We start from the raw sequence: 24412 nt of genomic DNA on the forward strand, positions 1-24412 counted from the left end.
ATTCAATGTATATGAACAACATAGACTCTACACCTGATAAACAATTAACAAGAGTTGAGCAGCAAATTAATTGGTCCATATTCATAGCTGTCGCATTAATAGTTATAGTTCTAATTGCTTACTTTGTAAGTTTTCACAAAGGCTTCTCCACTTCAAATGGAGACTGGGGTACTTTTGGTGACTTTGTAGGGGGCACACTAAATCCCCTATTAGCAGCCCTGGCCTTTTATTGGCTAACTTCTTCTATTCGTCTACAACTACAAGAACTGAGAGATACCAGAAGTGTTTTAAAAGATACTTCAGACCATCAAGCGAAAATTGCACAACTCGAGGAGGAAAATTTAGAGACTCAAAAAGATATCTTAAAACGACAGACTGATAGTCTGTTAAAACAAAAAGAGATAGCTGAACAACAAGAAAAACAAATTGCTATTCAAAACTTTGAAAGTTTATTTTTTCAATTATTAAATACTAAAAATTATGCTTTAAATGACATATATTCACAAGACGAATCACTTAATTCAAATGAACAAAAAGAGATTAAAGGTAAAGATGCAATTAAACGTGATATACAAAGGTTTAAAGCCTTTGAATATGATAAAAACTGGGAAATATATTATAAGAATAATTTATTATTTTTTTGGGGTAGCTATTTCAGAATATGCTATCAAATCGTAAAACTAATAGATGAAAATAATTACTTAAAAAATAATAATTCAAATAATTTAACAAATTTCAATAGCATATCTGAAATTCAAAAAAAATATTTCGACATATTTAGATCTACTTTAACCCAATATGAATTAGAAGCATTCTTTTTCAATTGTTTATGTAGCTATGGAGCTCCGAAATTTAAAAACCTTCTAACTAAATATGGCTTATTTGAACCGCTTTTAATTGATTATGATCGTACTGGAGAATCTTTTCATCGATTGACTAGATATGCTTTTAAATATGATTTTCAAGCTTTTGAAGAGAACTCCACTTGGGAAGATTACTTTAAAGATTTAGAAAAAATTCCTTTGGACTTATGTCCTCAAGTCATCATAGATATACTTAATAATTTATTTAATTTTCGATTTATCAATCGAAGAGCGATTTCTTTTTCATTTAGTGATTCCACCTATGTAAAATCACCTATATCCTATCAACTAACAGATGATTTAAATACTATTCCGTGGAGCGAATTATTACTAAACTCAAATATCAAGAAATTAAAAAGACATAAAGATTCTGTCTTCACAAAAGACCTAAATGTAATAAAGAATTTACGATCAGATATTGATTATTCGAAAAAAACCATTGAAACTATAAACAATTTAAATGAGCCAGAATTCAGCAAAGAAAAACGATACAAAGTAGATAAATTTTCCAACTATTCTACAAGCGTCAGCATCCAAGAGGAGAGTATTGCGAAGAATTTAATTAAATTAGATAACTATAAAAAGCTAATATTTGAAAATAAAACAAAGCTGGATATATTAGTTAAAAATCCTCTAACACCAATTATTTTATTATTGATTAAATATAGTATTCATTATGAAGAATACCAAAAATACATGCTTGCGAAAAAGTCTTTTCCTGAATAGGTTTTAATCAGGATCGACCAAATAGCGAGCCTAAAACAAAAAGCCCATGATTCAACCATCATGGGCTTTTTAGTTTCAATATGAGCAATTTAACAAGACAATTTCAAAACTTGGCAGGTATCGGCACCGTCATCGCCCTCGATCCGCCTGCAGGGAAAATGCGCTTAAAAATTGACGAGAACGAAACCGACTGGATACCCATTCCAACTATGGCCGCGGGAGTAGTCAAAATGTGGCGCTGCCCTTCTATAGGCGAACAATTTTCCGTTACAGCTCAAGGCGGTGAGCTGACCAGTGCCGTCCCTCAAGTCAGTTTATTTTCTGAAGAAACCCCGCCACCAACAGATAACCCGGACGAAGTTTATTTCGAGATTGGTGACTATAGCTTTGTGGTCAATATCACCACTGGAGTGGCCACTTTCACTTTATCCAAATGCGTATTTGATTGTCCTGACACAATTTTTAAAGGAAAGGTTCACGCCGAAGAAAAAATTACTTCTAATGTGGATGTGATTGCAGCAAAAGTGAGCCTCGTACAGCACCCTCATGGCGGTGTCCGTGGCGGAACTGATCAGTCTGGACCAGCACTGGTCACTGGAGAATAACCATGAAAGGCATGTCCAGAATAACCGGAAAAGCCATTACAGATGATGAGGATCAGGAATACGCGCACCTGATGCAGTCCATCCATGACATTTTGAGCACGCTTATTGGCACACGTTTATGTCGCCGAAATTATGGCTCTTTAGTCCCCCATTACATCGATCAGCCCTGTAATGAAATAACGCAGGTTTTACTGATGTCGACCGCGGCCACCTCACTTATCAAGTTTGAACCCCGTATCAAAGTAAGCCAGATCCGTGTGCATCAATCTGCACAAACACCAGGTAAATGGGATTTCTTTATTTTGGGCAAACGCATTATGGCCACAGCTGAAAAACCTTTTAGCGAAAATTTTCTTATTGGAGCAGCTGCATGAGTTCTACCCGTATCGATTTATCAGCCTTACCTTTTCCCAATGTTTTAGAAACGCTGGATTTTGAAGCTGAATTGCAAGCATGCAAAGCTGAGGTTATCGCCCGAGATCCAGAACTAGAAGAAGCTTTAAATTTTGAAAGTGAACCCATGGTGAAGTTGCTACAAGCGTTTGCCTATCGAACACTTTTAAAAACTGGCCAGATCAATGAGAAAGCCAAGGCGCTGATGCTTGCCTATGCTAAAGGTTCTGACCTCGATCATTTAGCGGCAAACCGGGATGTTTACCGTAAAACCATCATTGAGGCCAATCCGAACGCTAATCCTCCGACTGAAGCAGTCATGGAAGAAGATGAGGACTTGCGTCGACGAGTCCAGCTTCAACCTGAATCCATGTCGGCAGGATCTGAAGGTTGCTATCAGTTTTGGGGATTATCGGCTCATGGCCATGTTAAAGATATTTCAGTCACCAGCCCGACGGAGGGCGTTGTGGAAATATGGGTACAAAGTCATGTTGATGAAGTTGCCCCTCAATCTTTACTCGATATCGTGGACCAAACAATTACACCAGGTAAACGCCGACCATTCACAGACAAAGTATATGTAAAAGCCTCAACCCCTTGGGAATGGACATTAAATGCAGACTTGATTCTATTCCCGGGTCCTGATTCTGAAGTCGTGCTTAAAGCAGCTGAAGAAGCTGTCTTGAAATATAGCAAGCTTGTAAATTCGCAAGGTTATGACGTAACACGCAGCGCCCTATTTAAAGCTTTACACCAGGGCGGTGTACAGAACGTGATTCTAAATAGCCCCGCTGCTGACATCGTTATTCCAAAGAGCCGATATGCAAAAAATATAGGTATGAATATTTCAATTACGGAGTTCCGCGATGTATAACCTACTCCCACCGAACGCCACCAAATTAGAAAGAAATCTGGAGCAGCTTGGCAATCGTCTCAGTAATTTACCCGTGCCTTTTATCGAATTGCACCGGGTAGAACTTTGTCCTGAAAAGCACCTCGCCTGGCTTGCATGGGATCACCGTGTTGAATACTGGAGATCAGACTGGAGTGCTGCAGAAAAACGTCAGGCAATTTCAGAAAGTAAAGAATTCAATGCTCAACGTGGGACCCGCTCATCGATTGAAAGTTTGCTCAGTAAGTTTGTGAATAATTTTAAACTGAAGGCTTGGCATGAGTACTCACCTCCGCAGCCTCCTTTCACCTTTGTCGTGATCATTAACGAAATGATCATTTCTATTGAACAACTTTTGCAGATCCAGACAGCTGTCGAAGCCACCAAGTCAGCTCGAGATAACTTTTCAATTGCAGCCAAAGTTTTAAGCAGTGGCCAGATCAAAACAACCGGTGCAAGTCACTCAGGTGAAACCGTTTATTTAAGTACGCTTTAGGATATTTTAATGACCGCAAAATACTATGTAACGCTAACGGATTACGGAGCTACCCGGGTTGCCCAGGCGCACGAATCCACATCAATTTTATTATCGCAATTGGTGATTGGTGACGCGAATAATATTCCTTATGATCCCATCGATAAAAAGAGCCAGACAGCTTTAGTAAATCAACGTGCCACAGTTCCCGTTCAATCTGTTCAAATCAATGGCGCAGTTACCACAGTTACAGCAACCATTGCTGCAAACATTGGCGGCTTCAATATCCATGAAATTGGCTTAAAAGATGATACTGGCAAGCTTGTTTATATCGGTAATTATCATGGGGGATATAAACCGATTATTGCAGAGGGAGCAGGCGGTGAACTTACTATCGTAATTGATATCACTGCAGAATCAGGAAAAGATGCTCTAATCGAAATAGATCCTAATGTTGTGACGGCAAATAAAAAATGGGTAATCGATAATTTTGTCCGCATTTCAACATTTGAAGAAACTTTAAACAATGAAAAAGATGCCCGCATTTACAGTGATAACCTACTAAATGAAAAAATTGATCTAGCAAATTTAGCTCGATTAAATGGAGATAAAGATTTATCCGACCGTATTTATCTCCTTGAAAATGCACCTATAAGCCCATCTCTTGGGGTAAATCAAAATTGGCAGGATGTAACCCATCTTCGAGCTTTAGATACTAATTATTTCAATAACTCCGGTGGACCTAGAGCAATTTCAGTTGTTACACAGGGTCGAGATGCCGAAGTAAACATTACTGTGAATGGGTTACAAGTCTGGAACAGTCAAAATACCTATGATAATTGGGACATTATTATGGGAGGGATGACAATTATTCCTAATGGCCAAAGTTATAAAGTAGAGGCGAACAGAAGCAGAGGCGGGACTTTGATTAAGTGGATGGAGATGGGAATATGAAATATTTTAAACATATCAATGGCGAAGTTTATGCATTCGAACTAGATGGATCACAGGACCATTTCATCACTAACGAAATGCAAAAAATGACAAAATCCGATATAGACCGCCATTTATACCCTGAAAACTATTTGACTGAAGATGAAAAAAAAGCCGCCTATCTCAACAGCTTACGACCTTTAACCCGTCGTCAATTCATGCTCACACTGGTTGAATTTGAACTAGATGATCAGATCAAAACCGCCATAAGTGAAATCGCGGACATCAAACAACGTAAAAAGATCGAAATTGAGTTCAATGATGGCCAAAGTTTTGAACGTATGAGCGAATCCATTTTGTTCATGGCCAATTTACTCCAGTTAGATGAAAACCGGGTAAATGAATTGTGGGAGCATGGTTTAAGCCTATGAAAGAAAATGAATACCTGATCAAAACTGGCAACCCATTTAATCTGCTTTTCATACTCAGAAATGGCAAAACCCGAGAGCCAGTAGAAATCACCGACGAAATGCAATTTACGTCCACCGTTATTAATAATCTGGGGCATGTAATCGCGGAATGTGATGTGGTCATTTGTGATCAGGTGACCAAGAAAGGTGGTGTAATTTTTAAAGTCGACCAAACCGTTACTAAAACTTGGAAAGCTGGAACAGCAGTCGCTGACATCAAACTGTCCATCAATGGCCAAGAACGTAATTCAGGAAATTATTCATTCACGATTCAAAAGAGCATTACCTGATGATTGATCTCGTTTTAGAAATGCACTGGTCCAATAACCCTATTCCAATCGATCAGCTTTTTGCACAACCGGATTATATTTTCGATGTGCCCTTAGGCTTATTTATCTCACTTGAACCCCAAGTTACGGAGGTAAATGGGAAAAAGGGATCAGTGGAATTAAATGCGCAGGATGTGGATGCAGATCCAGCTGGATCTGCGCTCCAGGTTAAAGAACAACTCGAAAATTTGATTGTCCAAGTAGGTGATTCAAAACTTGATAAAGCTGATTATGTACAACATTTTCGCGGCTTATTTAGTAGCTATGCGGCTCTAACTGCTGCCTTACCTGTTGCCATCATTGGCGACTATGCCCATGTCGACGGTGGCGTCAATTTCGGACGTATGGCTGCAATCTGGGATAGCGATGACCATAAATGGATCATTCAGGAGGTCCATGTAGCTTTAAACACGGATGAAATGCCCGAAGGCCAGGAGAATCTTTATTTTAAAGTCAGTCGCGCACAGCAAGCAGCTCTAAATTCTCAATTAGTAGGATTGGATACCAGCTCGGCCGCTGAAATTACAGCTCAAGATATCATCTTGTCATCATTGGGGAAGTTGCAGGCTCAGATCAAAAAGCTCAATGCTGTCTGGATCGATATCACCACAGTTGCTAACGTACACCCCAGTATTACGGGTGTAAATGTACAATTAGCCCGCATCAATGGCCTTCTTTATATTAAAGGATATTTCAATATTTCGGCTGTCTCCTCCTCACCTATTCATGCTTTTACAATTACAAATCCGCTTTATAAATCACATATCATCATTGGATCGTCAGGATTCAATGTACGAAGAATCAATTATATTAAGGCAATGTTTAGTGATGGCCTTTCAATTGATATGTCATTTAATGCAACGGGCAATAGTAGAAATGAAGCGGAAGCACAGACTTCAGTACAAACAATTGTTTTAGGCGCAAATGCAAGCAACAGATTTAACCCTGTTTCGATTCTACCTACTATAATGGGCGAGCTCGTTATCAAATAAACACAATCCCGATTAGCTTTTAATCAGGATTCGAACATTCGCACTCTTTAATTTCACCCTTCAATATCTCCAAAAGCCACTCAACCTTTTGGAGTTTTTTTTATGGCCACACAACACCACGGCATTACCGGTCGTGAAGTTCAGTCCGGAATCATTCCGATGAAGGATGCACAAACCAATATCATCGGATTGATTGCCTTTGCTGATGATGCAGATCCTCTCGTCTTTCCGGAAAATACCCCGGTTCGTGTTTCTTCCATTAATCGAGCTCTCCCTGCAGCTGGCCTAACGGGTAATCTACGCAAAAGCCTCGAAACCATTGCAATGATCACCAACCCAACGCTGATTGTTGTTCGTATTCCAAACCCGTTTGGTGGAGAAATTTTCCAAACAAATGCCGTAGCAGGATATGTATCTGAAACAGGTCAACGCACCGGTATTTTGGCGTTTCTCACGGCTAAATCAATTCTCGGCATTGCTCCAAAAATTCTAATCGCGCCTGATGTTGAAACCCCTGCAGTAGTCGAGTCCCTCGCTTCAGTATGTAAAAAGCTTCGTGCTTATGCGTACGTTACACCACGCGATGCTGTGAGCGCGCAGATGTTAGAAACAGCTGAAGAAGTAGCTTTATATCGGGATCAACTGGCCCACCGGGAAATTGAAATAATCTGGCCAGAATGGACAAGTGGGAATGTATTCCTGGGGGAGATCCTGCCCCCTCCAGTGGCATAAGCTGCGAGGGGGCGACAAATTCATTTAAGTTTGTACTTGCGATCCGTGATGGTACCGAGCCTCCGCCTGATGCTATGTATGTCGTAGTTGATGGCGTCGAAGTCCCGGAGAACTCTGCACCATTACCGTGGTATCAGCATTCTGTTCTTAATGAAAATTATCCTTTTCCGGTGCCTGCAGGCTTCTCGGTAGGTCAAGGCGTGGCTCAAGCCAGAAATTTAGACTCTGTTAGCCACCGACTGGAATTCAAATCCAGAAGTGATGATCTGTTGATCTTCATGTATGACAACCCGACAGTCATTGAGCTCGATAATGCACACAAACATGTGGGTACATGTTTATCTGCAGCCAGTCAAAATGGTCGGGATGATGCCACTTCAACTATTCGTTTATATGATCAGCAGTTCTTGCGTGGCAATGTGCAAGTCGAAATCGGCTCAGTATCGGCCCTTTATGAATGGTCGGGGAATGATGTCGGCTTTCTTGAATGGTTCAATATGCATTTCTTCGATTATGCACAGATCACGGATGCCATTTCTGATGATGCAAATTATGCATTTACCTTTGAATCAAAAGCTCCGACTGACATCTTAGTAAAAATGACAACGATGACTAATGGCACTCTGATTAACCAGGATGTCGAAGTTGAAAATGGAAATAAAAGCTTCAGCCAAATTGGTAAAGTGGCGACCTTCTGGTTGACCCCAAAAGAACAACAGATTTCAATGTTTAACGTTGTTTACGACAATGCCAATGGCGATGTCGTTATTTCTGGAAAGACGCTTTTACCTAACCAGTCTGTTTTTATTAATGTTGTCCTGGTTGATTTTGTCGACGATAAAATCACGATTAGCTCTGATGCCAGCGGAAACTTTAATTTAAGAGTCCAAACCTTTAAGAGCGGCGGGATCTACCATGTATATGCGAATGTTTTAGATAGTAATGAAAATTACTCGGCTCAAGTCGATGTTAAATCGGCGGCAGATTATCTGGTTCCTCCAACATTGTCTGTGACTGGAGTAAAAACCTTCAATGCAAACCCTAATGGCGAAAACTATGTCAAACAGGATATTTATTATGCCAATGGCATGACGTTCAACACCCTCAATATCTTCGATATTGCACAGTTTTGGACGGCATTAGATGGATTCTCGAATGGGGATTTTACTCTCCCGGGTAATTCTGGCGATAAGATCTGCATTGCTGCGCTTAAGGTATTCCCTCAATATAGCGACCCTATCTTAATAGACATTATCGAATATATTGTTCCATAAAATGTCCTGACAAAAAAAACCACCTTCGGGTGGTTTTTTTAAATCCTCAAATCCTGAATAGCTTTTAATCAGGATTACGCAAATAGCGCAGCCTGAACGATCACAGCATGATTGACCCATCACTTATGAAATGGGAAATTTCATGCCACAACCTAACCTTGCAGAACTGTATGGACCAGGCATTTTCACTGCCGTGGTCGCTGCAGCGGCTCTCCGGGCCGAAACCGATGAAAAAGTCGGCTGGCACAAATCACTCTCGAATATCCCGGTGACTGGTCCAACCGGTATCAGCATGCCTTTGACTTGGGACCTTGAGGACCCAGACACAGACGTCGGCTTCTTAAACAGCAAAGACATTACAACCATGATCCAGCATCAAGGTTTCCGATTCTGGGGCAACCGCAATTGTTCTGACGATCCTCGCTTCTCATTTGAGGTCGCAACACGTACAGCGCAATTTATCCTGGATACGATCATCAATGGCTGTTTTCCGTTCGTGGACCAACCGCTGACCCCTTATCTGGCCAAAGACATCATCGATTCGATCAATGCAGAGCTCCAAGAGCACGTAACAGCTCGTCACCTGTTGGGGGCTTCAGTCTGGTATGACCCTGCAGAGAACTCGATTCAAAACTTACAGCAAGGACAATTGTGGATCGACTACGACTACACCCCTGTCCCAACCCTCGAAAACCTTGGCTTAAACCAACGTATTACTGACCGCTATTTAGTGGATTTCAGCAAGTTACTTGGTGGCGGTACTGCAACGCAATAAGGAGTCCCAAATGCTTCCACGTACACTCAAAAACTTTAATGTTTTTGTCGATACTCACTCATGGGCAGGCGTAGCCGAATCAATCACGATTCCTAAGATCACAAAGAAAACAGAAGACTATCGCGGTGCCGGCATGATTGGTGATGTCGCTTTGGCCATGGGTTATGAAAAGCTTGAAGGCTCCGTTAAATATGCTGGTTTTGACGTTAAGCAATATCGCCAGTTAGGTGTCTGCGGTACTTCAGATCTACCCGTCCGCTATGTCGGTGTTTATGAACGCCAGGACAATTGCTCCACTCAAGCAGTAGAAATTTACATGCGTGGCCAAGCAATCGAACTCGATCCTGGTGAATCTAAAAACGGGGAACGTACCGAAAGCGAAACGACCTACAACTATTCATATTATCGAATGGAAGTCGATGGTGTCGTGCAAGTAGAACTTGATTTTATTAATGGCATTGAACGTTTTGGCGATAGCGACGTCGCCCAGGCAATTCGTGAATTACTCGGTTTATAAGCCGGGTAATCCCCCCTCCCCCCCTAAAAAAATCCAAACAGGAAAAAATCATGACTTCAGCAAAGCAAGATCAAACCCAGACTTCTACTCCAGATCAACCAGTACAAACTCCGGTCGATCCAAACGTTCGCATTGTTGAGCTAGAAAATCCAATTATTCGCGGATCTGATTCAATTACCCAGATCACATTGCGTAAACCTAACGTGGGAACGCTACGCAATTTAAGCCTGCAGGATGTTTTGAAATGGAATGTTGAGGCGACCAACACGGTTCTGACTCGTATTTCATACCCAACATTAAGCATTGCTGACCTGAACGGCATGGACATCGCAGATTACACATCCTTGGCCGTGGAATTAACCAATTTTTTGGTGAGTGCAAAGGCGAAATCCCAAGTTGTGTAGATGAAGTTATTGCCAATCTAGCGGTGATATTCGGATGGACACCAAAGGAATGCGAGGATTTCGAAATTGATGAGCTGATGCGCTGGAATGAACGTGCAAAGGCTCGAAGTGAAGTACAAAAGTAAAAAATAGGTAATGGCGAATGAGCAATTTAACTTTAAGTGCAGTTTTGATGATTATTGATGAGGCAACCAAGCCGCTGAAGATGATTCAGAATTACAGTGAATCAAGCTCGGACTCCATTACCGAATTAGATCAGAGCATAAAACAGCTTAACAGCACACTAAATAGAAACGATGGCCAGCGATATAACCAGGCGTTAAAACAAACTGAAAAAAATACCAACGCTGCCCGAACAGCCTCTCGTTTACTTGTCACTGAATATGGCCATATTGATCATGCCCTATCATCATTGCTTCACAAAGCAGATCAATGGAATGCCAAACTGGCTCAAAGCCGCCAGAATATGCGCCAGGAATTTAAAAATATTGCAATTGGTGGAGTTATAGCTGGTGCCGGCTTATACCAATTTTTCCAGCCAGCCATCGACTTTGAAAAGCAGGTCAGTGGCGTTCAGGCCGTTTTAAATCTTGAAAAAACCAGTGAAGCAATGAAACAACTTGAAGCTGACGCCCGTAAATGGGGAGCAGCTTCATCCTTCAGTCCAACAGAAGCAGCACAAGCACAATTTGCCTTAGGTTCTGGCGGCTTCAACGTCGATCAGATCCGCCAGGCTTTAGGCGGTACCCTTCAATTGGCAGAAGCTGGAAAGGTTGAACTGGAGCAAGCTGCACAGATTGCTGTCGGTACCTTGAATGGCTTTGGTTTAGTTGCAAGTGAAATCACTCGGGTGAATGACGTATTTGTTCAAGCCACCAATGCCACGGCCACAAGTGTAGGCGGCCTTGGCGAAACCATGAAATATGTGGCTCCAGTAGCAAAACAATACGGTGCATCCATCGAACAAGTCACGGCCATGACCGGCTTACTTGGAAATAACAATATTCTCGATACCCAAGCCGGCACAGCCTTACGCGGTATCATGCTTCGCCTTGCTGCACCACCCAAAGCGGCACAGGATGCTTTAGATCGCCTGGGCGTTAAAACAGCCGACACAAAAGGCAACTTGCGTGACCTATCCGATGTTATGAATGATCTCCGGGTAAAAACCAGCAAAATGGGATCTGAAGAACGTCTGGCATTGCTGTCTGATATATCGGGAACAGAAGCCGCTTCAGCCATGGCCGTGCTCGTCGACCAAACGGGTATGGTTGATGAAAAAACAAGGAAAGTCGTCAATAAAATTAAACAGCTCACTGAAGAACTAGAAAACTCTCAAGGCGCAGCAGCTGAAGCCGCAAAAATTTTAAAAGACAACCTTGCCGGCGATATCGAAAATATGGGCGGTGAATGGCAGGACCTGAGTATTGCTATTCAAAAAGTGCTTGGGAATGACATGCGAAAATTCATTCAGCAAGTTGCTGAAATTATTGGCCGTATTAAAGATTGGGTCGAAGCAAATCCGGAACTGGTGAAAACACTGGCCAATGTGGCCATTAAGCTGCTCATGCTCAAAGTCGGCCTACTAGGAGCCAAGTACACTGCAAATCTTTTCCTCGGTGGCATTGTCAGTATCATTGCCGGTATCACTAAATTCGCCATTGTGATGTGGGTGGCCCACAAGATCGCCAATAAATTCGGTATCGGTTTACCGTCCCGGTTGACTGTCATTTCTAAATCCATCCAGTTACTCAGCCGGGCATTTACTTTCCTGGCACGTCAGGCGATCCCGCTTGTTATTGCTGGCCTGCGTGCTCTGGCCATAGCAGCATTGACCAACCCCTTAACATTGATCATCGCGGCCATTATTGCTGTTGCCTTCGTAATCTATCGTTATTGGGGACCTATCAAGGCATTTTTTCAAGGTTTCTGGTCAGGGCTTATGATTGGCCTAGCTCCGTTTAAAGATTCAATCAGCAGCTTGTTTACCACCTTAAAAGCGACCCTCGCGCCACTGAAACCGGTATGGGATGCTTTGGTTGCAGTATGGACCATCTTTAAAGGGGTACTTGCTGAAGCCCTCGGGCCATTCCAGGCCACAAACCAGGAACTAGCCAATGCCACATCATACGGCTCAACCCTTGGCCAAGTATTCGGTTCTGTTCTCGGTGTAATTGGTGAACTGATTTTGATCTTCGTAAAATTATCCATGGCTATCCTGGTGAATGTCGGTACAGCGATCGGAGAGTTCTTCGGATGGTTATCCCTTATTCCGGAACGTGCAAGCGCTGCATTCAATGCTTTAAAAACCTATGTGAAAGAAGCCGGCGCCACATTCATTAATTTTCTACTGACACCATTACGCCTGGTGATCGATGCCGTGAATATTTTGATCAGTGGAATGAATAAAATCCCGAGTATCAATATTCCCAAGATCCCGCAGGTCCCGACTTTTGCACCTCCAGCGGCAACCATTCCAACCAAGAAAGTGACCCCTACCGCCCCGATCTCTGTTCCAAATAGAGCGGTTCAAACAACAAATCATTTTATGGGTGCACAGATCACCATCTCTGGAGTCAATGATCCAAAACAAGTGGCGTTACTCGTGGATCAGAAACTTAAACAGCATCAAAGTGCGCTCACAGCTCAACAGCAACGTACTTACAACGATAGGGACTGATTACATGTTGATGTGCTTAGGACAATTTCCCTTTACGACTGATACGCTGACCTTTACCGAGATCCAGCGTCAACGCTCATGGCAATATGCGGACAATGCAGTGGCCAAGGGTCGCAAGAAACGCCAGTTTATTGGTCCTGGCGATGACATTATCACGCTCCCGGGAGTGATTTATCAGGAGTATGGCTTCGGTAATAGATTTTCTATTGATGAGCTGGCATCGATGGCAGATTCTGGCCAAGGCTTTGTTCTGGTCGATGGCAGCGGATATCTATATGGGGTTTATACGATCGACAACATTGACGAAACCAAACAGGTTTTACTATTCAATGGCGTTCCTCGAAAGGTCGATTTCACCATTAAACTCACCCGGGTTGACGATGAACGCATTGAGCAACAAACAGCAGCGGAGTCCTAAATATGCCTAAGATTCCAGTCTGTATTTTAACTGCAGACAACAAACCACTAAACGACCAGATCACCACACGCATTACCAGCGTCACAGTGACCGATAACCGCGCCAATGAAGCTGACCAGCTTGATATCGTTTTAAATGACACTGATGGCGTTCTGGAGCTGCCACGACGCGGGGTAAAAATTAATTGTCAGTTAGGTTTCGAGCAGGAAGGATTACACGATAAAGGCGATTTTATTGTGGATGAAACGGAATGGTCCGGCACGCCGGACACAATCACAATTAAAGCCTCCAGCGCTAACTTTAAGAGCAATATCAAAGAGGCAAAATCTAAATCCTACCACCGCAAAAAATTTGGAGAAATTGCTTCAGAGATCGCCCAGAATCATAAACTGACGCTGGTGATGACAGATGATCTAAAAAATATCGATCTTCGCCATGTAGATCAAACCAATGAATCAGATCTCAATTTATTGAATCGGATCTCAAAACAAAACGGTGCAGAAATGGCAATAAAAAAAGATCGCTTACTCATTTTCAGAGCCGGCACCGCTCAAACTGCCTCAGGTAAAAAACTTTCTACAATCAAAATTACCAGGGCGGATGGAGATCAATTCAGATACTCGGAACAGGACCGGGATTCGGACTATACAGGCGTATCAGCAAGCTATCATGACCAAGGCAAGGCAACCCGTAAACGGGTGACCTCTGGCAAACCTGAAACACGTGGAGGTGGCAACGATCCAGCCACAAAAACCAAGGTACTTAAAGGGACCTTTGCTTCAGCTGAAGAAGCTCAACGCGCAGCGGATGCAAAAATGGCCGAAATCAAACGCCAGAAAGCCAAGTTCAGCATAACCATGGCCAATGGCATTCCGGATATTTCAACCGAGTCATCTGTCCAACTGGAGGGATTTAAACCTCAAGTGGACAAACTAAATTGGATTGTAGAAAAGGCCGTTCATATCTATGCAGATAATGGCCTGATTACCCAGGTGAATCTGGAAGCCACACTATGAAAACAATCTACTTATTAATCTTTATGGTTACGCTATCCGGATGCACTGCACACAATATTCACAATAATATCCAAGTGAGTATTTGCCTGCAGTGTGTACAGTATTAATTATTAATTTTGATCATGCCTTCAGCTGTAAAGTAATTCGGGGTGAGATTGGATCTTTGCATTGTCCAGTCGCCACCCAAGCTCCCTGCCCCTACCGATATCCCCTTGCTGCCATATTTATCCCGGATCTGCGCTTTCATTTGACGTGCATCTTCAGTGTTTTTAATTATTTTCTGATAATGCGTCAGCTCTAAAAAGCATTCATCAATCGAGTAAATTTCCTGGTCTTGTTTATGCACGTACATGCCAAGTATTGTCATGAACCTTTTAGACATTTCGGCATAAACAGCGTAGTTACTGGAGAGAACTACGACATTATTTTGCTCGATGAGATTCTTAATTTTGAATCGCGGTACACCCATCTTGATTCCGAGCATTTTAGCTTCGCTACTTCGCGCCACAGCGCAGCCGTCGTTGTTTGAAAGCACAATGACAGGCTTATTATTTAGATGTGGCTGAAACAGACGTTCACACCTCACATAACAATTGTTGACGTCGACCAAAGCAAACACACGCTTTTTCATCTAAATTTCTTCAAGCAGCGGGTTACTACACCCCAGATGATAAGTTCTTGGCCATCCTTCAAATGAATATCAGGATATTCTGGATTTTCAGCCTTTAACCAGCGTTTATCCCCTTCGATAATTAAACGTTTAAGGATGAAATCATTATCGATAAGAGCCAGCACAATATCTCTATGCTTCGCCTCAAGCGAACGATCGACAATCACTTCGTCATCGATGTCGATGCCAATGTCACGCAATGACAATGAGTTCACTTTAGCGATAAAGGTGGCCGTAGGATTCATAATCAAGTGGTGATTCATCTCAATAGATTTATCGACATAGTCTTGGGCAGGTGAAGGGAAACCTGCTGATAATCGTTCGACAGCAAAATGTATTGCCAAGATTGTTTTAGGATCGATTAAAACCAAAGAACCAGAACAAATATCACCTGAGTATAGGCGCTCAACGGCCTGCCTAAATATAAAATATATAAACTTGAAAACGTTACATTATTCAAGTTAGGATAAAATTACTTGTAATGAATTTAAAATTGATAAAACTCATATAGAGCTAATGCTCAGATTTTTAATAATTTTAAGTCTATGCCTTCTGATAGAAGATCGTTTTTATTAAAAAAAAAATCCACTGCATGGGTACTGTGGAAAACATAAGTAGATTTTGAAAACGCAACTCATACTCATTCAAGAAATTCAGATTTAAGAACACAACTGGATCTAGATTTCAAAATATGAGAAAATATATTAGTCATTGATTTTTATTAAAAAATTAGAGTTACATCAAATTTAAGTAAGGACGAAATATGGATTTCAACTATACACATGAAGAAATAATAAATTTATTTAAAAATTATCTTTATGATATGGAGGTTGAAAATAAGGAAACTTATTATGAACTTCGTTTTAGATTTTCTCGCATAGTTAAAGATGAATTAATAACTAAAACTTTAACAAAGGAAAAAATTGACTCTTTAATTATGAAATTAAAATCATTGAAAAATGAATATGATGCAATTTTATATAATGAAAAATATTTTGAAAGCTTAATTGTCGAGGAGCGTAATTTTTTAAAGCCTCCCATTCTATCATATCGGAATAATACCATTGAAATATATGATCATGAAAACAAAATAAATTACTGTTTATCCTCTATAAAAAATGAGTATTTAATTTGGATTTTAATAAACACTAAAGAAACTCATATTATGAGACGAATCCCAATAGATCTCATTAGAAGAAAAGTAGAAAACCTACCTGAAGGATCTGATGTTTTAGACGTTTTATCAATTTTAATCAACTTATATTCTCTAAAAATAAGTTCAGAAAATTCTCTCCCACTAGCTAAATTTATAAATTACTCAAATTCCTTTATTTTTAATTTAGCGTTTAATTTTGATTCAACATTCATTGTATTAAGAAATTTAGAAGAGATAACAAATAAAACGAGGATGAAAAATATACGTAATACAAACATAACCGAACTAGATCCTCCTCGAAGGGTTTACAATGAAGATTTAACTAGACATTATTTACTAGCAATCTCTAATGAAAGCCTAAATATTCAATTTCTATCTTACTATCATATAATGGAACATTATTTTGAAGATGTATTCAACAATGAACTAATCGATCAAATTAAAACAAAAATATCTGGACCAAATTTCTCATACAAAAGAAAGCAAGATATACAAGATTTAGTTAAACAAATCAAAACGAAATTACAAATAAGGAATAGCACTACTACAATTAATGAAGGTGAAGCTCTAAAGCTAGTTATTAAAAATTTTGTTGACTTTGAAAACTTAAAGTATGAAATCAATACATATGATGAAAATCTTATTGATTACTATAAAAATAATAAAGTTGAATTTTCAAATGGCTCTACTTTTGACTTATCCAGTGAGAGTGATTCAGATAGATTAGTGAAAGATTTAGCTAATAGGATTTATTCAACAAGATGTGCTTTGGTTCATAGTAAAGATGGTAATAAAGAAAAATATATTCCTTTTAAAGATGAAAAAAAATTAATGAAAGAAATACCTCTTCTTAGATTCATTGCAGAAATGGTTATCTTACACAATTCGAAAGAGTTATAATTATTTTTTATAAAAAGCTCGGTATAAAAACTGGGCTTATTATTACCTTACTTTTTTCTCCATCAGAGTTCTTAATAGCTGGATTAGTACTTTTAATAAATTTAGCTATTACCTTCACAAGATTGGTACTTCAGCTTATTAGTTCTTGAAATAGATTACCAATTTTTTCATTGTAGTTATTATCTAATTCTTTTCTAAAATACTGTATAGCTAGTTCCTTTCTTAACACTTAGGTAGTTCCCTTATTTACCAATGAAGTATAATCTGGAAAAGCTTTTGAGCAATTGTTTAAAAAATCTATACATTTAATTATTTTGTCATTGATAACAATTATATACTGATCTTAACTCATACATTCATCTTTTCCCGCCCCCATACATCACCCAAATTAGACCTAATGTATAAGGTGAAAACAATGAACAGAATTGTATTAAAATTCACCAACCTTACTTCTTCTAACCTATAAAAATAATAAAAACCACTCAATCGAGTGGTTTTTTTTAAAATAACTTCTTCTCAGTTGGTGGCATTTGAGACTCAGTTGTATGTTCTGTTGCTCGTGCTTTAGGTTCTGTTATTGCTGTACTTGGTTTTAGCAAATCCGTACTTGGTTTAACCACTTTAACCATCTCTACACTCGCTCGTATCAGCTCTGTACCTACTTTGATTTGATCGTTAATAAGATCACCTGCCTTGTCATTTTGAGTTTGATCTACAGCTTTTCCAAAATACTTAGTTGTAAGATCCTTAATGACAATATGCTGTTCTGATTCTGGTAATCCTCGAATAAATAAAGGAAGTGCCATCAATTCAAGGGATGTTTGATGGGATTGATCATATTGCTTTTTTGCATGACTTGCCTTTCTCAAAAAATAAGTACACAGAGTTATACCTACTGAAATAAACAAAACTTTCCTGACAATAAAATCTACAATAGTTTTTTCAGTAAACGGAAAAGCAAACGTGGAAAAAATTGCAATTGTTATAATTGTGAAAAAAGATATATAAAAATACCTTTCGTATTTTTCTGATTCTAATTTAAAAATACTACTGGCAGAGGAATATACTTCCTCTGTTTTTTGCCCTTCTAGCGCAAGCTTCGCGGCTTCAACCTGTTTGACACTTTCTCTTGCTTTAAATAATTCCTCTTGTAACTCCTTTAAATATTGATCCTTAGTGCGTTCATCAAGGGCAATATTTTGCAATCGATTATAAAAATTCCGAAGTGAATTCAATTTCTCTATTATTTTTCTTACTTCTCCCGTTGATGTAAAAGTAAAATTTTCAGGCATATAACTACTGATACTATTAATCAGATCAATAATATTTTGACCATTAATGGTCATACGAATGTATTTCGGATTTTCATCAAAAAATTCTAAAAAATCGCTACCCAAAAAGTCTAAAAAATCTTTAAACTCACTACGTAATTCTGTTGAATTAAACGGAAGTGATTCCAAAAATTTAGAATTGTGATTAAGTAACCTTACCACTCTTCTTTGCAATTCCCCGATAGTTTCTTGGAAGTCAGCAAATATCAATTCATATTCAAATTTATCGATATCTTCTTTTAACATACCTCACCCCATATCAAAAATTGACCCCATGCATTAGCTCACTATGCCCCAATCCATTGGCTCAATGTGAACCATCGCATTGTATCAAAATGGAATCTTCTTTCCTTATATAAATAAAATAAGCACTAAAATTAAAAAAAATGGATTAAACACATACCATTTTTCAGTGTTCTGAATAGTCCCAAATCGAAAAATTATCCCTTAAAAGTTAAAAGAGATATTGCTTTAAAAAAAAGATATCGTTATATTTCAAAAATCACAGCAAAATCTGTGAGCAGGCGTGGAAACCTGTCTTATCATCCAAGAGCGCAGAACTAAGTCGCTATATGCGGCCTTTTTTTTGCCCACTGCATAGTCATGCTTTCGTTATGGCAGTCTATTCAGGGCAGTCGCAAGACTGGCCGCACTCTTGGGCGGTATTTCCACCCCTGCTTAGGCTGCCACCATTCCGTGGAAAGAATGGTGGTGAGTTGTAAAACTTACCAAGAGAAAACGGCTATGAACACACGTTCTTATAGTGCATACGCACGCCCGCCTGCCACACCTATCGAACACACCCCTATCCATGATTTGCCTGCATATCTGGCAACAAAAAAGAAAGCTGCAAGGCTCAAAAAATTCCACGACTCACTCGCATATTTAGCCATCCTGATCATTGCCTACATCCTGTTAAAAATCGTAGGTGCATAATGGCCAGAATCTTGATTAATACCGAACTGGGCACCGAACGGTTATGCTCTAGTTGTGGCGAGTACTACCCATTCGATGGTGAGTTCTTCAATAAAAATGGGTTTAGACAAGGGGTCCAGCAATGGACCTCAAAATGCAAAGCTTGCTATGCCGAACTATATCGGGGGGCCGTTGCATGAAACTACTCCTACAACAAAACGAATATCCCCTCATTGCCTCGCCAGAAATGGCGAAGGTACTGGGGATTACCGCTGCCACCTTCCTCCAGAAATTGTATTTCTTTCTGAATGAAACAAGAAAACGCAAAACCAAAAAAAATTTAACAACGTATAAAGGCCGTAAATGGTGGTTTCATACTTTTGAAGAATGGAAAGAAACCCTAGGCATGTTCAGCGTTTCAACGATAAAAAGGGCCGTAGCGAAGCTACGTGCCCTTGGCTTGATTCAGGTAGCAAAGCTATCGGATGTAAAGTCAGATCGGGTGAACTACTACACCATCGACTATAAGAAATTAAAGTCGCTTTTCTGCATCGATATTCCTGTAAACGATACGCCTGCACCGAAGCCAGCAGCTGCTCCGCACCAGGATAAAATTGTTGGTACTCAAGAGCCACAAAACCCACCTGCAATGGTTGAACAATTAAAAGCCATGCCAGACAAGCAAAGGCGACTCTATAACCAGTTACGCACCTTAAAGCTGGACATTTCCCCTACCGAGCCATTACTAGAAATATGGGTCCACCATGCCCCTATGATCACGGCCTATGTTGCTTCAGCTTCTTCACGCCTTGAAATAACAAAATGGCATTGGCACACCCCTGCACAAATTCTCCCACGCCATTTAATAGATTGAGGAATAACGATGAAAATAGAAAAAATTATTGTCCGAGTTCAAAATCCGAAAACAAAAAAACGCCAGCTTTTTATTAGTGCAAAAAAGCTGCATAGGCTATTAGACAGTGACGTTTCATATAAAACATTTCTGGAAACAAATGTATTATGGTCACGACTTAGAGAAAATATCGACTACCACTTCAATAAACAAGTTGATACATATAATTTAAGTATTTGTACCGTTCAAGCCATTTTAATTATGGAAAATACAGAACAAAGTTGGAAGCTTTTCAATGAACTTTCAGACCTGATAAATAACGGATTTAACCTTTCATATGGGGTATGACATGGATATACAAACAAGGTTAACATTATTAGATCAGCATTTAAGTTTACTTGTTGAAGCAACAGAATGCTGCGAATCATTAACTGGCGAGTCTGTCGCTGCGACATTATTTATTATTCAAGAGCAAGTTCGACTTGTTCAAAAATCTATGAATCAAGAGTAAAAAAAAGCCCTCTCATGAGGGCTAATCATCATATAAATCATCTGTATTTGAATCAAAACTCTCAATTAAAGGCTTGTATTTTTCAGCATCACCATCTCGAGGTAAATGCAAAAAAGTAATGGGAATATGTCTAACTTTATAGTTATATTCCGTTCCTGAATGTGGCTGAAGGCTGTAGGTGCAACTCGATTTCATTTTACATGGTGTAAGTGAAACTAATTTAGCACCAAGTTTTTTGGACAAATATTCTTGCCAATTTTTCATAACTTTTGGTTCAGTATGATTTGCATTGTTTGGCTTTATAAATATCAGCATTGCTCCTGCTGTAGCTCCAATCTGGCCTTTACTATATCTTTCAGTTAATTGCGTATAGCCGCCATATAAATATGTATTTCCATATTTATTAGGACCACCCCAAATTTTAGCTTCAGCAATCCATGTAAAACTACCTAATGTAATTGAAATATCGGCATTTCCATTATTATCACTATCTTTCTGTGCAGTAGGCCAGAATCTTTTTAATCCTAACCAAATGTTGTGGGAAATCTGAACCTCAGTCATTCCCCAATAATATTCAACAGCAGTTAACATATCATTAGTAATTTCATCTATTTCATTGTAGATAAGTTCAACAAAATCCTCATAAGTACCATCCGTAGCAACAAGGTCTTGGTACATTCTTTTTTGCATTTGTTGGGAGGCCTGTGCCATTAAAGCAAAATTCACAATATTGACTCCCAAATTTTGATAAAATTCAGAGTCGGTACAAAATAAGGAAATACAACCTGATGATATTGTTCAAAGCTTAATCTGCATCCTTCTTGAGGGTGATAATATTCATTATTCTTCATTGCTAAAAAGACTTCACCTCTAGGGACCTCTTCCCAATAGCCAGTTACAACATCTCGATAGTGAAAATATTGGATCAATACCTTTACTTCTTGGCTACTCAGTAAATACACAGCATCAATAAATTGCGAATGCTCAGCATCTTTTGCTTTTGATACATTAAATAAATAGCTAAAGTGCATATCAGTTTCAGAATTTAAATCATCACATTGAGCTATTTCAATAATCAAATTTTTACAAAGAGCAAATACAAGCTCATGATCTGATCGACCATCAACTAATTTTTCAATAGTTGGCTCAAAATACTCAAAAACCTTATAAGCTCTTTGTAAATAATTATTCATTTATTTATTCACTTTATGTAAGTGTGTCATAATTTTATCAATACAATATTGTAGACCTTTATATGAATCTAGATGGTCTAAAATTGCATAATTTACCGGATTATGAGTTGAATCTCTAAACTCTGCTTCAGTAAGCCCTAAACTAATAATAGGTTTTTCCTCATCTGATACATTATATTCACGATCAATACCAAAAAAGTCCAGAATCTGACTTTTTGATCCCTCTTGGAAAAACTTATCGTCACGCATGTCATTCAACTTTTTCCCACTACGACCAAGATAAGTATAACCTCCTTTACCTGTAGAAAAGTCATGATTCACGACACGACCTGTCGCTGAACTTTCAACTTCCATTTCTGGAATGATTTTTCTTAGGTTAAGGCTATTTAATTGATCTAGCATGCCGTATCTCTTAATTATTGTTTTGTAGTCTTCTATTTTTATATTAGATAAAGCCCTATCAAAAACATTAATTAAATCAATACCTATGACAATTATTTCATGTTTATGATCAATCTTAATAAAATCAAATGCATTAAGATCAAAACGTAGTTTTTTGGAAATACCAACCACTACTGCATCAGGAAATTCTAAGGAAAACTCATCAACACTACGGACCGTTTCTGGAACAGTTCTATAGTAATGACGTTCACTTTTGAAATAGTAAATTGTTCCGCTGTCTAATTCTTCTGCTTTAGCTAACACAGCATCATTAGTAGTTGCAGGGCTGTGATTAAACTCACTTTCAAAAAGATTAAATTTCAAAGCTTCATTTTTTAATTTATCTTCAATATCTTCTATAATTTTTGAGTCTACCTTATATAGTAAAATCTTTTTATTGAAGAAAGCTACATGCTTATCTAGAATTTTTTTAAGTTCACAATTTACTTCATTTAAGTCTTTTAAAACATCTCCTTTATCTAACCCCCTTACTGCGTTTATTAAACCGTGGCGACCTCTTCCTGTAATATGAAATGGACGAAAAACATCTGCTATTTTGTTTGCCGGGAACTTTCTTTTATTTAGCTGATCTAACTTATTAATAACTTCAATTTTTAGATTTTCAATTTTTGGATCTTTTGCCACAAAACTAAACCTTATAGTAACTTAACAATAATATATTTATATCATTGTTTAATTTATAGCACCATTATATTTGATCATATTTTGACAAACAGATTAGAGTAAATGATTAATGTCATTTACTCTCTTAATTATTTATTTGAAAAACTCTCAGCAAAATTTCTTACCAATGTAAGCAAGGTCACATGCTGTGCGGGGTCAACTTGATCCCAAAGTTTTAATAGCTCTTTTGCATCGTCTGAAAGTAGATTAGGACGTGCACGCTCTCCAGTAAGAAGAAACCAAACATCGACCCCTTCATGATGTAAAGCTTCCAAATCCTCTTGGTTCATGACCCTTTCGCCCTTTTCATAGCGCAAAACAGCCATCGTTTTCTTATTAAACAAAGCAGAAAAGTCTTTTTGAGAAAGCCCTAATCTTGATCGCTCAATCCGAATGCGTTTACCTCTTTGATTGATATTTTCATCACCCATTTGGGATATACCTATTATTTAAATATCCCAAATGGGATATTATTTGTTTAAACATATACCATCTTAACAAAGTTCTTTCTTCACTACAGTCTAAAACTGTCACTAAAAAGGAAACCTGCAATGGTTACTCAAGAGTCTCAAAAAGAAATCCAAATCAGTTTTCGTACCTCACCAGAAAATCGTCGCTTAGCTCGCATCGAAGCAGCCAAATGCAATATGTCACTCAATGAGTGGATCAAATTTCTGGTCGAATCAAAACTGCCGAACTCTACTCCTTCAAACTCAAAATAATCATAAGAGATGACTTTTTGGCTCATCACAGATTCCCTAGCCAATCACGTAAATGTTTAGTAAAGAAATGAAACGGACTGTAAAACGGCAAAAAAATAACAAGTGAGTGTCGTCGGGAGCAACAGATCACTTGGTCCAGTAACAACGGGGTAAAACATGAGTAAATCTATAGGATTCTACTGTCCGCATTGTGACCGTAGGATGCATGTGACGAGCCGTAAAAAGCCGTCACCTCTTTTTCATAACATCATTGTCAGCTGCATGAATCCCGACTGCCTTGCCAGCTTTGCAGCGGATCTCGAAATTACGCGCACTATCCACAACAGCCTCACGCCTAAGCCAGATCTATCCCTCACAAAACAGACATGGGAAAACGAAATCGAAATGCAGCTCAACAGTTTAGAGCTTCAACCAGAGATTGACCAATTTCAAAAGTGCTTTGTAGAAGGGGCCATAAATGCCCTTTTCTGGACAAGAAAAATTGACCTTGCCCAAGCACAGACATATCGCAATCGCCTCCTACAAATGAAATTGATCTGAGT

Annotated in this window: 31 protein-coding genes and 1 pseudogene; 25 read left to right on the forward strand and 7 right to left on the reverse strand. The window is 39.1% G+C overall.

Annotated features, from left to right (window positions below):
* Positions 1–11 precede the first annotated feature (11 nt).
* The 18 genes from J699_RS18990 (at position 12) to J699_RS05490 (ending at position 14494) form a co-directional block, all read left to right on the forward strand.
* On the forward strand, positions 12–1589 hold the full coding sequence (locus J699_RS18990) for a putative phage abortive infection protein (RefSeq protein WP_131224144.1): 1578 nt from the start codon (positions 12–14) through the stop codon (positions 1587–1589).
* An 80-nt stretch (positions 1590–1669) separates the two neighbouring features.
* Positions 1670–2194, forward strand: a complete 525-nt coding sequence (locus J699_RS05560; RefSeq protein ID WP_032882880.1) for a phage baseplate assembly protein V — start codon at positions 1670–1672, stop codon at positions 2192–2194.
* A gap of 2 nt (positions 2195–2196) precedes the next feature.
* Positions 2197–2568, forward strand: a complete 372-nt coding sequence (locus J699_RS05555; protein WP_050441699.1) for a GPW/gp25 family protein — start codon at positions 2197–2199, stop codon at positions 2566–2568.
* Positions 2565–3461 carry a baseplate assembly protein gene (locus J699_RS05550; RefSeq protein WP_032882881.1) on the forward strand — a complete coding sequence of 299 codons (897 nt, stop codon included), beginning with the start codon at positions 2565–2567 and terminating at the stop codon, positions 3459–3461. The genes J699_RS05555 and J699_RS05550 overlap by 4 nt, the downstream gene beginning before the upstream one ends.
* Complete coding sequence (locus J699_RS05545; RefSeq protein WP_032882882.1) at positions 3454–3975, forward strand: phage tail protein I; 522 nt, start codon at positions 3454–3456, stop codon at positions 3973–3975. Before J699_RS05550 ends, J699_RS05545 begins: the two co-directional genes overlap by 8 nt.
* 9 nt (positions 3976–3984) lie before the next feature.
* Positions 3985–4908, forward strand: coding sequence for a phage tail protein (locus J699_RS05540; RefSeq protein ID WP_032882883.1), 924 nt, complete (start codon positions 3985–3987; stop codon positions 4906–4908).
* Positions 4905–5318 carry a hypothetical protein gene (locus J699_RS05535; protein ID WP_032882884.1) on the forward strand — a complete coding sequence of 138 codons (414 nt, stop codon included), beginning with the start codon at positions 4905–4907 and terminating at the stop codon, positions 5316–5318. Before J699_RS05540 ends, J699_RS05535 begins: the two co-directional genes overlap by 4 nt.
* Positions 5315–5647 (forward strand): hypothetical protein, encoded by a 333-nt coding sequence (locus tag J699_RS05530; protein ID WP_032882885.1) that lies wholly within the window; start codon positions 5315–5317, stop codon positions 5645–5647. Before J699_RS05535 ends, J699_RS05530 begins: the two co-directional genes overlap by 4 nt.
* Entirely contained in the window at positions 5647–6678 is a 1032-nt protein-coding gene (locus J699_RS18995) for a hypothetical protein (protein WP_050441700.1), read from the forward strand. The genes J699_RS05530 and J699_RS18995 overlap by 1 nt, the downstream gene beginning before the upstream one ends.
* Before the next feature lie 102 nt (positions 6679–6780).
* Positions 6781–7410, forward strand: a complete 630-nt coding sequence (locus J699_RS05525; protein WP_032882886.1) for a hypothetical protein — start codon at positions 6781–6783, stop codon at positions 7408–7410.
* A complete protein-coding gene (locus tag J699_RS05520) occupies positions 7356–8684 on the forward strand; it encodes a hypothetical protein (RefSeq protein WP_032882887.1) in 1329 nt (442 codons plus the stop codon). Before J699_RS05525 ends, J699_RS05520 begins: the two co-directional genes overlap by 55 nt.
* Before the next feature lie 142 nt (positions 8685–8826).
* Positions 8827–9459 (forward strand): phage tail sheath subtilisin-like domain-containing protein, encoded by a 633-nt coding sequence (locus J699_RS05515; protein WP_032882889.1) that lies wholly within the window; start codon positions 8827–8829, stop codon positions 9457–9459.
* Between the two features lie 10 nt (positions 9460–9469).
* Positions 9470–9976: a phage major tail tube protein gene (locus tag J699_RS05510; RefSeq protein WP_032882890.1), complete on the forward strand. Its 507-nt coding sequence runs from the start codon at positions 9470–9472 to the stop codon at positions 9974–9976.
* A gap of 50 nt (positions 9977–10026) precedes the next feature.
* Positions 10027–10380, forward strand: coding sequence for a phage tail assembly protein (locus tag J699_RS05505; RefSeq protein ID WP_032882891.1), 354 nt, complete (start codon positions 10027–10029; stop codon positions 10378–10380).
* A gap of 8 nt (positions 10381–10388) precedes the next feature.
* On the forward strand, positions 10389–10505 hold the full coding sequence (locus J699_RS19225; RefSeq protein ID WP_104021905.1) for a GpE family phage tail protein: 117 nt from the start codon (positions 10389–10391) through the stop codon (positions 10503–10505).
* A gap of 17 nt (positions 10506–10522) precedes the next feature.
* Positions 10523–13060: a phage tail tape measure protein gene (locus tag J699_RS05500; RefSeq protein WP_032882892.1), complete on the forward strand. Its 2538-nt coding sequence runs from the start codon at positions 10523–10525 to the stop codon at positions 13058–13060.
* Positions 13061–13064: 4 nt separating this feature from the next.
* A complete protein-coding gene (locus J699_RS05495; protein ID WP_032882893.1) occupies positions 13065–13478 on the forward strand; it encodes a phage tail protein in 414 nt (137 codons plus the stop codon).
* Positions 13479–13480: 2 nt separating this feature from the next.
* Positions 13481–14494 carry a contractile injection system protein, VgrG/Pvc8 family gene (locus tag J699_RS05490; protein WP_032882894.1) on the forward strand — a complete coding sequence of 338 codons (1014 nt, stop codon included), beginning with the start codon at positions 13481–13483 and terminating at the stop codon, positions 14492–14494.
* 190 nt (positions 14495–14684) lie between these two features.
* On the opposite strand, the pseudogene J699_RS0218800 reads toward J699_RS05490, so the two are convergent.
* Positions 14685–15125, reverse strand: a pseudogene (locus tag J699_RS0218800) (DNA polymerase V subunit UmuC); the annotation flags it as partial.
* Entirely contained in the window at positions 15122–15598 is a 477-nt protein-coding gene (locus J699_RS05485; protein ID WP_079376493.1) for a LexA family protein, read from the reverse strand. The pseudogene J699_RS0218800 and the gene J699_RS05485, both read right to left, overlap by 4 nt.
* A 329-nt stretch (positions 15599–15927) precedes the next feature.
* Here J699_RS05485 and J699_RS05480 point away from each other — a divergent pair, with 329 nt between their 5' ends.
* Positions 15928–17220 (forward strand): hypothetical protein, encoded by a 1293-nt coding sequence (locus J699_RS05480; protein WP_032882895.1) that lies wholly within the window; start codon positions 15928–15930, stop codon positions 17218–17220.
* 500 nt (positions 17221–17720) lie between these two features.
* Here J699_RS05480 and J699_RS19000 read toward each other — a convergent pair whose 3' ends face one another.
* Positions 17721–18797 (reverse strand): hypothetical protein, encoded by a 1077-nt coding sequence (locus J699_RS19000; RefSeq protein ID WP_050441701.1) that lies wholly within the window; start codon positions 18795–18797, stop codon positions 17721–17723.
* Between the two features lie 498 nt (positions 18798–19295).
* Between J699_RS19000 and J699_RS05475 the strand changes: the two genes are divergently transcribed.
* The 4 genes from J699_RS05475 to J699_RS19650 all read left to right on the forward strand — a co-directional run bounded on the left by J699_RS05475 (position 19296) and on the right by J699_RS19650 (position 20830).
* Positions 19296–19487 carry a hypothetical protein gene (locus J699_RS05475; protein WP_032882919.1) on the forward strand — a complete coding sequence of 64 codons (192 nt, stop codon included), beginning with the start codon at positions 19296–19298 and terminating at the stop codon, positions 19485–19487.
* A 175-nt stretch (positions 19488–19662) separates the two neighbouring features.
* Positions 19663–20340: a hypothetical protein gene (locus J699_RS05470; RefSeq protein WP_032882920.1), complete on the forward strand. Its 678-nt coding sequence runs from the start codon at positions 19663–19665 to the stop codon at positions 20338–20340.
* 9 nt (positions 20341–20349) lie between these two features.
* Positions 20350–20667, forward strand: coding sequence for a hypothetical protein (locus J699_RS0218810; RefSeq protein WP_032882896.1), 318 nt, complete (start codon positions 20350–20352; stop codon positions 20665–20667).
* A gap of 1 nt (position 20668) precedes the next feature.
* Complete coding sequence (locus J699_RS19650) at positions 20669–20830, forward strand: hypothetical protein (protein WP_165569311.1); 162 nt, start codon at positions 20669–20671, stop codon at positions 20828–20830.
* Between the two features lie 21 nt (positions 20831–20851).
* Here the strand turns inward: J699_RS19650 and J699_RS05465 are convergent, their stop codons facing one another.
* The 4 genes from J699_RS05465 to J699_RS05450 form a co-directional block, all read right to left on the reverse strand.
* Positions 20852–21556: a hypothetical protein gene (locus tag J699_RS05465; protein WP_032882897.1), complete on the reverse strand. Its 705-nt coding sequence runs from the start codon at positions 21554–21556 to the stop codon at positions 20852–20854.
* On the reverse strand, positions 21553–22023 hold the full coding sequence (locus J699_RS05460) for a hypothetical protein (protein ID WP_032882898.1): 471 nt from the start codon (positions 22021–22023) through the stop codon (positions 21553–21555). The genes J699_RS05465 and J699_RS05460 overlap by 4 nt, the downstream gene beginning before the upstream one ends.
* The gene (locus tag J699_RS05455; RefSeq protein WP_032882899.1) at positions 22024–23109 is read right to left on the reverse strand and encodes a hypothetical protein; all 1086 of its coding nucleotides are present in this window, start codon (positions 23107–23109) and stop codon (positions 22024–22026) included.
* Positions 23110–23237: 128 nt separating this feature from the next.
* Complete coding sequence (locus tag J699_RS05450) at positions 23238–23579, reverse strand: helix-turn-helix domain-containing protein (protein ID WP_032882900.1); 342 nt, start codon at positions 23577–23579, stop codon at positions 23238–23240.
* 120 nt (positions 23580–23699) lie between these two features.
* Between J699_RS05450 and J699_RS19655 the strand changes: the two genes are divergently transcribed.
* On the forward strand, positions 23700–23870 hold the full coding sequence (locus J699_RS19655) for a toxin-antitoxin system HicB family antitoxin (RefSeq protein ID WP_165569312.1): 171 nt from the start codon (positions 23700–23702) through the stop codon (positions 23868–23870).
* A gap of 156 nt (positions 23871–24026) precedes the next feature.
* Positions 24027–24410, forward strand: a complete 384-nt coding sequence (locus J699_RS0218815; RefSeq protein ID WP_032882901.1) for an ogr/Delta-like zinc finger family protein — start codon at positions 24027–24029, stop codon at positions 24408–24410.
* Positions 24411–24412: the final 2 nt, after the last annotated feature.

Source organism: Acinetobacter sp. 1000160 (genome assembly GCF_000588715.1).
In the GTDB taxonomy this organism is placed as follows: domain Bacteria; phylum Pseudomonadota; class Gammaproteobacteria; order Pseudomonadales; family Moraxellaceae; genus Acinetobacter; species Acinetobacter courvalinii.

What these genes read in the sequence shown, in the direction of transcription:
- J699_RS05505 (WP_032882891.1), top strand. Translation starts at nt 10,027, where the DNA reads ATGACTTCAGCAAAGCAAGATCAAACCCAGACTTCTACTCCAGATCAA.
- J699_RS05470 (WP_032882920.1), top strand. Translation starts at nt 19,663, where the DNA reads ATGAAACTACTCCTACAACAAAACGAATATCCCCTCATTGCCTCGCCA.
- J699_RS05515 (WP_032882889.1), top strand. Translation starts at nt 8,827, where the DNA reads ATGCCACAACCTAACCTTGCAGAACTGTATGGACCAGGCATTTTCACT.
- J699_RS19000 (WP_050441701.1), bottom strand. Translation starts at nt 18,797, where the DNA reads ATGTTAAAAGAAGATATCGATAAATTTGAATATGAATTGATATTTGCT.
- J699_RS05530 (WP_032882885.1), top strand. Translation starts at nt 5,315, where the DNA reads ATGAAAGAAAATGAATACCTGATCAAAACTGGCAACCCATTTAATCTG.
- J699_RS05525 (WP_032882886.1), top strand. Translation starts at nt 6,781, where the DNA reads ATGGCCACACAACACCACGGCATTACCGGTCGTGAAGTTCAGTCCGGA.
- J699_RS0218815 (WP_032882901.1), top strand. Translation starts at nt 24,027, where the DNA reads ATGAGTAAATCTATAGGATTCTACTGTCCGCATTGTGACCGTAGGATG.
- J699_RS05460 (WP_032882898.1), bottom strand. Translation starts at nt 22,023, where the DNA reads ATGAATAATTATTTACAAAGAGCTTATAAGGTTTTTGAGTATTTTGAG.
- J699_RS18990 (WP_131224144.1), top strand. Translation starts at nt 12, where the DNA reads ATGAACAACATAGACTCTACACCTGATAAACAATTAACAAGAGTTGAG.
- J699_RS05480 (WP_032882895.1), top strand. Translation starts at nt 15,928, where the DNA reads ATGGATTTCAACTATACACATGAAGAAATAATAAATTTATTTAAAAAT.
- J699_RS05490 (WP_032882894.1), top strand. Translation starts at nt 13,481, where the DNA reads ATGCCTAAGATTCCAGTCTGTATTTTAACTGCAGACAACAAACCACTA.
- J699_RS05495 (WP_032882893.1), top strand. Translation starts at nt 13,065, where the DNA reads ATGTTGATGTGCTTAGGACAATTTCCCTTTACGACTGATACGCTGACC.
- J699_RS05535 (WP_032882884.1), top strand. Translation starts at nt 4,905, where the DNA reads ATGAAATATTTTAAACATATCAATGGCGAAGTTTATGCATTCGAACTA.
- J699_RS18995 (WP_050441700.1), top strand. Translation starts at nt 5,647, where the DNA reads ATGATTGATCTCGTTTTAGAAATGCACTGGTCCAATAACCCTATTCCA.
- J699_RS05475 (WP_032882919.1), top strand. Translation starts at nt 19,296, where the DNA reads ATGAACACACGTTCTTATAGTGCATACGCACGCCCGCCTGCCACACCT.
- J699_RS05560 (WP_032882880.1), top strand. Translation starts at nt 1,670, where the DNA reads ATGAGCAATTTAACAAGACAATTTCAAAACTTGGCAGGTATCGGCACC.
- J699_RS05450 (WP_032882900.1), bottom strand. Translation starts at nt 23,579, where the DNA reads ATGGGTGATGAAAATATCAATCAAAGAGGTAAACGCATTCGGATTGAG.
- J699_RS05520 (WP_032882887.1), top strand. Translation starts at nt 7,356, where the DNA reads ATGGACAAGTGGGAATGTATTCCTGGGGGAGATCCTGCCCCCTCCAGT.
- J699_RS05545 (WP_032882882.1), top strand. Translation starts at nt 3,454, where the DNA reads ATGTATAACCTACTCCCACCGAACGCCACCAAATTAGAAAGAAATCTG.
- J699_RS05540 (WP_032882883.1), top strand. Translation starts at nt 3,985, where the DNA reads ATGACCGCAAAATACTATGTAACGCTAACGGATTACGGAGCTACCCGG.
- J699_RS0218810 (WP_032882896.1), top strand. Translation starts at nt 20,350, where the DNA reads ATGAAAATAGAAAAAATTATTGTCCGAGTTCAAAATCCGAAAACAAAA.
- J699_RS05500 (WP_032882892.1), top strand. Translation starts at nt 10,523, where the DNA reads ATGAGCAATTTAACTTTAAGTGCAGTTTTGATGATTATTGATGAGGCA.
- J699_RS05550 (WP_032882881.1), top strand. Translation starts at nt 2,565, where the DNA reads ATGAGTTCTACCCGTATCGATTTATCAGCCTTACCTTTTCCCAATGTT.
- J699_RS05510 (WP_032882890.1), top strand. Translation starts at nt 9,470, where the DNA reads ATGCTTCCACGTACACTCAAAAACTTTAATGTTTTTGTCGATACTCAC.
- J699_RS05555 (WP_050441699.1), top strand. Translation starts at nt 2,197, where the DNA reads ATGAAAGGCATGTCCAGAATAACCGGAAAAGCCATTACAGATGATGAG.
- J699_RS19655 (WP_165569312.1), top strand. Translation starts at nt 23,700, where the DNA reads ATGGTTACTCAAGAGTCTCAAAAAGAAATCCAAATCAGTTTTCGTACC.
- J699_RS19650 (WP_165569311.1), top strand. Translation starts at nt 20,669, where the DNA reads ATGGATATACAAACAAGGTTAACATTATTAGATCAGCATTTAAGTTTA.